The sequence below is a fragment of the Pseudorhodoplanes sp. genome (genome assembly GCF_035565855.1).
In the GTDB taxonomy this organism is placed as follows: domain Bacteria; phylum Pseudomonadota; class Alphaproteobacteria; order Rhizobiales; family Xanthobacteraceae; genus Pseudorhodoplanes.
The window spans coordinates 1-6,534 of sequence record NZ_DATMRX010000183.1 but is presented as its reverse complement, the minus strand read 5'-3'; the positions used below and the strand labels follow the sequence as shown (position 1 = coordinate 6,534).

8 protein-coding genes and 1 pseudogene are annotated in these 6,534 nt (G+C 62.4%); 6 read left to right on the top strand and 3 right to left on the bottom strand.

All coding sequences use genetic code 11. The features are described from left to right. Positions 1-54 precede the first annotated feature (54 nt). The 4 genes and pseudogenes from VN004_RS10105 (at position 55) to VN004_RS10090 (ending at position 3,695) form a co-directional block, all read left to right on the top strand. Entirely contained in the window at positions 55-765 is a 711-nt protein-coding gene (locus VN004_RS10105) for a glutathione S-transferase (protein WP_325609533.1), read from the top strand. 126 nt (positions 766-891) lie between these two features. Next, positions 892-1,884, top strand: a complete 993-nt coding sequence (locus VN004_RS10100) for a fumarylacetoacetate hydrolase family protein (RefSeq protein ID WP_325609532.1) — start codon at positions 892-894, stop codon at positions 1,882-1,884. A gap of 6 nt (positions 1,885-1,890) precedes the next feature. Continuing rightward, positions 1,891-2,826: pseudogene (locus tag VN004_RS10095) on the top strand (DUF5996 family protein). Between the two features lie 59 nt (positions 2,827-2,885). Continuing rightward, complete coding sequence (locus VN004_RS10090) at positions 2,886-3,695, top strand: DUF4239 domain-containing protein (protein ID WP_325609530.1); 810 nt, start codon at positions 2,886-2,888, stop codon at positions 3,693-3,695. 37 nt (positions 3,696-3,732) lie between these two features. On the opposite strand, the gene VN004_RS10085 is transcribed toward VN004_RS10090, so the two are convergent. The 3 genes from VN004_RS10085 to VN004_RS10075 form a co-directional block, all read right to left on the bottom strand. Continuing rightward, on the bottom strand, positions 3,733-4,119 hold the full coding sequence (locus VN004_RS10085; protein ID WP_325609528.1) for a hypothetical protein: 387 nt from the start codon (positions 4,117-4,119) through the stop codon (positions 3,733-3,735). 147 nt (positions 4,120-4,266) lie between these two features. Next, a complete protein-coding gene (locus tag VN004_RS10080) occupies positions 4,267-4,806 on the bottom strand; it encodes a hypothetical protein (RefSeq protein WP_325609526.1) in 540 nt (179 codons plus the stop codon). Positions 4,807-4,983: 177 nt separating this feature from the next. Beyond that, positions 4,984-5,157, bottom strand: coding sequence for a hypothetical protein (locus tag VN004_RS10075; RefSeq protein WP_325609524.1), 174 nt, complete (start codon positions 5,155-5,157; stop codon positions 4,984-4,986). Positions 5,158-5,397: 240 nt separating this feature from the next. Here VN004_RS10075 and VN004_RS10070 point away from each other — a divergent pair, with 240 nt between their 5' ends. Next, complete coding sequence (locus VN004_RS10070) at positions 5,398-5,793, top strand: hypothetical protein (protein ID WP_325609522.1); 396 nt, start codon at positions 5,398-5,400, stop codon at positions 5,791-5,793. A 229-nt stretch (positions 5,794-6,022) separates the two neighbouring features. Further along, complete coding sequence (locus VN004_RS10065) at positions 6,023-6,274, top strand: hypothetical protein (protein WP_325609520.1); 252 nt, start codon at positions 6,023-6,025, stop codon at positions 6,272-6,274. The last annotated feature ends 260 nt before the right edge of the window (positions 6,275-6,534 follow it).

Below are 6,534 nucleotides of genomic sequence, written 5' to 3'. Positions count from 1 at the left end.
ACGCCTTGAAATTGTGGTAGTGCCGCAATCTCGCGGCCTCTGGAGGCGGATACCATGCGCTACGAATTGTATTACTGGCCGCAAATCCAGGGACGCGGCGAGTTCGTGAGGCTCGCGCTGGAAGAGGCGGAAGCCGACTATGTCGACGTGGCCAGGAAACCGGGCGGCGAAGGCAAGATGATGGCGCTGATGGCGGCGCCGCGGTCGGAAACACCTCCGTTCGCACCGCCATTTCTGAAAGCCGGCAAGCTGCTGATCGCGCAGACCGCCAATATCCTGCTCTATCTCGGCGAGCGCCATGCTCTTGCGCCGAAATCGCAGGCTGGTCGGCTCTGGGTCCATCAACTGCAACTCACGATCGCTGATCTCGTGGTCGAGGTGCACGACACCCATCATCCGATCGGGGCCGGCCTTTACTACGAAGACCAGAAGCGCGAGGCTGCGCGCCGCGCCGACGATTTCCGTGCGCATCGTGCGCCGAAATTCTTCGGGTATTTCGAGCGGGTGCTCGGGGTGTCGGGTGGTCCTTATTTCACCGGGCGCCGCGCGACCTATGCGGACCTGTCGCTGTTCCAGGTCGTCGAGGGCATGCACTATGCTTTCCCGCGTCTCAGCAAGGCGCTCGCGAAGAAACATCCGCGCGTAGTCGAATTGCATCAGCGGGTCGCCGCCCGTCCGCGCGTCGCTGCGTACCTGAAAAGCGAACGGCGGATTCCGTTCAACACGATGGGGATATTCCGCGCATACGAAGAACTCGACAGCTGACGGGTTAACACATCGCCGTACCGGCATTTTCGGCGATGGGCGAGGGTGGGCAGGCGGATTCTTGACTCGCTCCGGCCGCTCCAACATTGTCTGCGGCAATCCATAACAAACACAGGGACGACGCCCTTGAAACTCCTCAGCTTCCGCTGGAAGGACAGCGACCGCATCGGATTTGCGCTCGGCGACGATCGCGTGGTCGATCTTGCCGATATCGCCAGGGCGCTCGGCCGCGCTTCCTATCCGGACATGCTGGCCCTGATCGAGGCGGGCGACGCGGGCACGCGCTTTCTGCGCGATGCGCAGGCTTTCGCGAAAGACCAGCCCGGCAAGCTGACGATGATCCCTGAGAGCGAGATCGTCTATCATCCGCCCGTGCGCCGGCCCTCCAAGATCTGCGGCGTCGCGCTGAACAATTCGGCCAGCAACGATCGCAAGATTTCGGCGCCGGATCATCCGCTGTTCTTTCTGAAGCCTGCGTCGTCGCTGGTCGGACACAAGCAGCCGATCGAGGTCTACGACTATTACGGGTCGGTGCACCCCGAGCCGGAGCTGGCGGTCATCATCGGTCAGACCTGCCGGCATGTCGACGCGAAGAACGCGCTCGATGTCGTCTACGGCTATTCGATCCTGAATGACATGACCGGCAACTTCATGCGCTCGCAGGACATGGTGCATTATTACGCGCTGTATCCATCGAAGGAGGACCCGACCAAGGTCGAGCGGCGCGAGCAGCACCTGTCCTACACCGCGCGCTACAAGGGCTCGGATACGTTCGGCCCGTTCGGCCCCTATCTCGTCACCAAGGACGAAGTGCCGGACCCGCACAAGCTCGACGTGCTCGCCTGGCACAAGGACGAACTGATCGCCGAGGACTCCACCGCCTACTACACCTACTCGGTGCCGGATGTGATCGCCTACATCACCCGGTATCATTCGCTGTGGCCGGGAGACGTGATCTCGATGGGGACGGCCTTCCGACCCGGTGTGGCGAAGCGCAGCCTGCACACCGCGAACATCACGGCCTATGGCGGCCCGGTCAGCGTGACGATCTCCGGGCTCGGAACGCTCGTCAATCCGGTGCGCAAGATGGACGAGGTATCGGCACACGCAGCGGAGTGAGCGCAGATGTCGGCCTGGCCGGCCTTACCCTATGCGGACTGGAAGGAGAGTTGCGCCACTCTCCAATTGTGGACGCAGATCGTCGGTAAGGTCCGGCTGGCCCAGACGCCCTGGGTGAACCATTCCTGGCACGTTCCGCTCTATCTGACCGCGACCGGACTTGGCACCTCGGTCATTCCTTACGGCGATCGTGCGTTCGAGATCGACTTCGACTTTGTCGATCACGTGCTGTGGCTCAGGACGAGCGACGGCCATGCGCGGCAGATCGTGCTCCGGTCCATGCCGGTCGCCGAATTCCATGCCGCGTTGTTCGAGCAGCTGCATGATCTCGGCATCGTCATCCGGATCAACACCAATCCGAACGAAATTCCGGATGCGACCCCTTTCACAGAGGATACGATTCATCGCGTCTATGACCGCGATGCCGTGCACAAATTCTGGCGCATCCTGTTGTCGAGCCATTTCGTGCTGGCGCATTTTCGGAGCGCCTTCATCGGCAAGGTCTCGCCGGTGCATTTCTTCTGGGGCAGCTTCGATCTGGCGGTGACGCGGTTTTCCGGCCGGCGGGCGCCTCTGCATCCCGGCGGGGTCCCGAACCTGCCGGACCCCGTGACCCGGGAAGCCTATTCGCACGAGGTGTCGAGCGCGGGCTTCTGACCGGGAGGCGGCGGTGTCGTCGAGGAGCCTGCCTTCTATTCCTATGCCTATCCGGCGCCGCCCGGTTTCGCGGAGGCCAAGGTGCGGCCCGCCGCGGCGTATTTCCATCAGGCCCTCGGTGAATTCATCCTGCCCTATGAGGCCGTGCGGACGTCGCTATACCCGGACGCCATGCTGATGGAGTTCCTGCAATCGACCTATGCCGCCGCGGCCGATCTTGCGCATTGGGATCGCACGTCGCTGGAATGCGACCTTGGCGTGCCCGGCCGACCCCGCGCGGTTTGACCTTTGCGCGCGCGCGCAAATTTCCTTAGAACGAACCGGAACCAACTGGTCTTGCGCGCATGCGCCATATGCCGATCCTCGACTGGCTGCACGACCTTCCGTTTATCCTCGGTCTCGGGGTGGTCTGCGCCGCCTTCGTCGTACCGACATTGGTCGGCTCATATCTGCTGCAGCCGAAGGTCGCGCAACTGCTCCGCGGCGAACGCGACGCCAACACCGTGCTCGGTTTTCTGCTGAACGCCTTCGCGCTCTATTTCGGGGTGCTGCTGGCGCTTTTGTCGATCGCTGTGTTCGAGAACCACAACAAGGCCGAGGACGCGGTGGTGCGCGAGGCGGCGGCCATCATCAAGCTGTATCGCGACATCAACAGCTATCCTGCGGATTCGCGCCCCGATCTGATCGGCATCATGGACCGGTATGTCGACGAGGTGACCGGGCCGGGCTGGAAGATTCAGGCGGAGGGCAAGGCCAATCCGAAAGAGATCGTGATGCTCACCGAACTGCATCGCGCCATAGGAGCGTTCGAGCCGAAGGACATGGCCCGCAGCGTCCGCTATGCGGAGACGCTTCGGGTGCTGGACGATTTCGTCGAGGCGCGGCGGCTGCGGATTTCGGCCGGGACCAGTTCGATCCCCCGCATCATGTGGTTCGTCGTGCTGGTCGGTGCGGTGATGAATGTGATCGTGATCTGGATGTTCGATCTGCGTCCGCTCACGCACGCCATCATCGGCGGCACGCTGTCGCTGTTCATCGGGCTCGTCATCTACATGGTCGCGGTGCTCGACGCTCCGTTCAAGGGCACCTATGGCATCAAGCCGGATGCGATCGCCATGGTGCACCAGCAGAGCGGCATGCACCGCACCAAGTGAGGGGCGGCTCTTCAGCCGCCCCGCTCAGTCTAGCCGGTCAGTATTCGCAGACATTCACCGTGCGCCATACCGGGCCATAAGCCGAGGCAACCCGCACGGTCTGATAGCAATCGTCGTATCCGTATCCGTAATAGTCGGGCCAATAGCCGGCCGCGAACCCGAACGGCACTCCAACGAACGCAACGCGCCGATGGCGGAAATTGTTGCCGTGCCCGTTGTGCCAGTTGTTGTTCCAGCGGCGGCCGGCGCCGTTGAACATCGCTACGCGGCCGCCACCGTTGAACATCCCGACGCGGCCGGCGCCGGGATTGCGGACGGCGAATCCGCCAAAGGCCGGGCCGGCGCCGCGCATAGCAAATCCGCCGCCGCGCATTCCGCCAAATCCGCCGGCAACAAGCGTCCCGCGGTGCGGATCGACATTCATGGCACGTTATGCGGGCGAAATGGCGGCGAGCGCTGCACGCTGACGCTCTACTGGAACGGAGAAGAGTTCCATCCGGCGAACTAACGAGCCGGACATCAAAAGCTTCGAGAGGGACTGGTAGCCGCGACATCCGCTTCCGATATCTCCTCACAAGGGCGAAGAAAAGGTCTTGCTGTTCCAGAACAGCGTCTTCGGGCAGGGCAGGTAGCCCGCCTTGTTGCAGGCCGAGCCATGCAGATCGATGATCATGGCGGGCCGACCCTTGACCTGCGCAAAGCGCATCGCGCGCACATTGTCATCCCAGGCCATGACGTAGCCGCCGTCCGGCAGCGAGGCGAACACCTGCATCAGGCAGCCGGCCGATCCGCAGAAAAAGGAGACGTCACTGCCGCACTGGAATTTGTCATAGTCGAGAATGTAGTCCGGCTTGCCGTCGCCGTTCACGTCCTTGCTGGTAACGAATTTCGGCTTTTGCCGCACGCGCTCGCCGCAATCCTTCCTTGCGTCGTCGATCGCGGCCCGCACTTCTTTCGGCAGTGACGCGTTCTGCGCCTGCGCGCATGGAGCCGCAGCGGCGAACAGCAGCGCGGCCAGAGTGCGCGCGATTGTAAGCGCCCAATCGCCGATGCCGTGCAGAAAGGGCGCACCGATTGGGCCGGACGAGGATTTAACGCGGATGGGATGCATGCGGCGGGGGCTTTGAAATGCGGCGATGTTAGCCGAGTCTTGAGGCGCGCGCCTCAGCGCTCCTTGCTTTTTTACAGGGAAGCGGGGGCGGGCCGATTAGACGGGCTTTGCCGCGATCAACCCGTCTTGCATTTTGTTGCATTGGAGAGTCTCAAGCGAAAGCTTGAGGCCGTGGCCCTAGCGCTTTTCTTCACGGTCGTTCGTCAGCGCGATCACCGCAACCACGAACACGATCAGAAACAGCGCCACCGTCGCCTGCACGATGCCGAAGTTCGGCGCGTCCTTTGCGACGAACCAGCCGGCGACGACGCCCGATGGAATGAGGATCAGCCGGAGGAGCCAGGTCAGCACGGGACGGGCCTCATTGGCGGGGACGGAGAGAGTCAGTTTGCAGAAAGTAGCGCATGGCTCGCGTTCTGAAAAATGGGGCCTCACCTTCGCCGGGGCGCTCCGCATTAAACGTCTCGCAGAGGAATGTGTTTTGCGCCCTTAGGGGCTCGACATTTTCTCCTGCGGTAAGGCCGCACGGACAGAACGGCGTCCGAAGCTGGTATCAACTGAACGCTTGCCGACAAACGCAGGGAGCGGAAAATGCGAAATGCCTTTTTATTAATTTCGATTGTCTGCGGCGGATTGTTTCTGGCCGGTCTGGACGCCGGCGTCGTGTCGTCTGCACATGCGGCCTGCAAGGCTGTCGCGTTCAATCCGGTTTTGATCCTGCGCTCCGGCAGTCGCGAAGTGATCGCAAGTGCGAAGCGAGAGGGCTGCTCTGCCGAGGGCCCGCTATACATTCAGCTCCGACATCATCGGGCATTCTGGTTCGACGAAGCGCTGAAGACGGTCCTCATCAGCCGAGCGCGGAACAACGTCAGGTATCGGATGATCTACAAGTGTCCTCAGGTGATCACCTGGAAGACGCTTTTCGTAAAAGCATGGGGCCGCCATGCTGAAGAAGGCGAGAGCGGACGGCCGAGATTGTGGTGCTGAGGCCTTTCCGAGGGGCCCGTTGACCGGAGCCCATCGCGATCCTTGTCATTGATCGCGATGGGCTTCAGAGCAGCATCTTCGCATGCGGACAGGCCGCGTGCCTGTCATCGGGCCGCGCCTCCCGCAGACCGTCCGCCAACCCGCCTTGTGCTTGCCGCGCCTAATGCTTCCAACTCACGTGCATCATGTGCCCGACCATCTTGCCGGCAGCGGCGCGATAGCGCCCGCCATGGACGATGTCATCAAAGGCCGCAACGAGCACAATCGCGACAAGACACCCAGCAACCATTCGCACGGGATCATTCCCTTTGCTGCAGTCGCCTTTCCGGTGCGGATTGCCATCCGCATTTGCTCCGACCGCCTTCAAGCGCCGCCGACGTGCAGCCGGCATGCTGAGCGAATCGAGCGCCATCATCTGATCACGTTGCCGCGCCGAATTCTCGTGCCGGCTGAGAGCAGGTTTAAGGAACGCTGTACCTGATCGCGGAAAGGCGGTGGTACAGCCTGCGCGGCGCGGGCCGGGCCCGCGGCCGGCTTTCTTCCCCTGCCAGCGGAAATTCTCTAGAACCGTTCCGAACCGGCCGGGGAGTCCGGCCGCACTGAAAATTCACGAGAATCCGTATCGAGACCGCGCATGAACGCACCCGTCACCCCGCCTGTCCCCGCCTACAAGCACACCCCGCTGTTCCCGCTCGGCAAGGACACGACGCCCTATCGCAAGCTCGATGTGCCGGGCGTGCG

Bases quoted from the DNA above. Each gene is read 5' to 3' on its own strand.
- VN004_RS10105 (WP_325609533.1), top strand. From the start codon at position 55: ATGCGCTACGAATTGTATTACTGGCCGCAAATCCAGGGACGCGGCGAG.
- VN004_RS10090 (WP_325609530.1), top strand. From the start codon at position 2,886: ATGCGCCATATGCCGATCCTCGACTGGCTGCACGACCTTCCGTTTATC.
- VN004_RS10085 (WP_325609528.1), bottom strand. From the start codon at position 4,119: ATGAATGTCGATCCGCACCGCGGGACGCTTGTTGCCGGCGGATTTGGC.
- VN004_RS10080 (WP_325609526.1), bottom strand. From the start codon at position 4,806: ATGCATCCCATCCGCGTTAAATCCTCGTCCGGCCCAATCGGTGCGCCC.
- VN004_RS10070 (WP_325609522.1), top strand. From the start codon at position 5,398: ATGCGAAATGCCTTTTTATTAATTTCGATTGTCTGCGGCGGATTGTTT.
- VN004_RS10065 (WP_325609520.1), top strand. From the start codon at position 6,023: ATGGACGATGTCATCAAAGGCCGCAACGAGCACAATCGCGACAAGACA.